1 protein-coding gene and 1 pseudogene are annotated in these 984 nt (G+C 73.8%); both read left to right on the top strand.

All coding sequences use genetic code 11. From position 1 onward, the window contains the following. A partial coding sequence (locus E4P40_RS27705; protein ID WP_135161483.1) for an SDR family oxidoreductase occupies window positions 1–518 on the top strand: 518 nt, incomplete at its 5' end. Next, window positions 515–984: pseudogene (locus E4P40_RS27710) on the top strand (diguanylate phosphodiesterase); the annotation flags it as partial. The gene E4P40_RS27705 and the pseudogene E4P40_RS27710, both read left to right, overlap by 4 nt.

Genomic DNA, 984 nt, shown 5'->3' on the forward strand with positions numbered 1-984 from the left:
ACAACGCCGGCCTGCAGCACGTGGCCCCGCTGCACGAGTTCCCCGTCGACCGCTTCTCCTACATCCTGCGGCTGATGCTGGAGGCCCCGTTCCGGCTGGTCCGCGGCGCGCTGCCGCACATGTACGAGCGGGGCTGGGGGCGGGTCGTGAACGTCAGCTCGGTCCACGGGCTGCGGGCCTCGCCCTACAAGTCCGCGTACGTGACGGCGAAGCACGGGCTGGAGGGCCTGTCGAAGGTCATCGCCCTCGAGGGCGCCGGTCACGGTGTCACCTCGAACTGCGTGAACCCCGCCTACGTGCGGACGCCGCTCGTCGAGGGGCAGATCGCCGACCAGGCGAGGGCCCACGGGCTGTCCGAGGACCAGGTCGTCGAGCAGGTGATGCTCGCGCCGGCCGCGATCAAGCGGCTGATCGAGCCGGCGGAGGTCGCCGAGGCCGTGGCCTACCTCTGCTCGCCGGCCGCGGCCTCCGTCACCGGCACATCCCTCGTCATGGACGGCGGGTGGAGCGCCCATTGAGGAAGGACCCGGCGCGGCCCGCTGCCGGCGCGTGGGCGGGCGCGTTCCTGGAGCTGCTGCTCGACGACGCCGCGGCCATCGAGTACGAGCGGCCGCTGGTGCGGGCCCGGGCGGCCGGCGCGGACGGCGACGAGCTGGCCGAGCTGGAGCGGGTGAAGCTGCTCGCCCTGGAGGTCCGGGAGGCCTTCGCCGCGCGCCGGCGACGGGAGTCGGAGCTGTCGGCGCTGTTCGACACGGCCAGCGACCTCGCCGCTCTCCGAGGGGTCGACTCGGTGCTCACGGCGATCGTCCGCCGGGCCCGCCAGCTCCTCGGGACGGACGTCTCGTACCTGACGCTCAACGACCCGACCCGGCGTGACACGTACATGAGGGTGACCGACGGCTCGGTGTCCGCCCGGTTCCAGGCGCTGCGCCTCCCCATGGGAGCCGGTCTCGGCGGCCTGGTGGCCCAGCGGGCCGCTCCCTA

This window comes from Blastococcus sp. CT_GayMR20, from assembly GCF_004570345.1.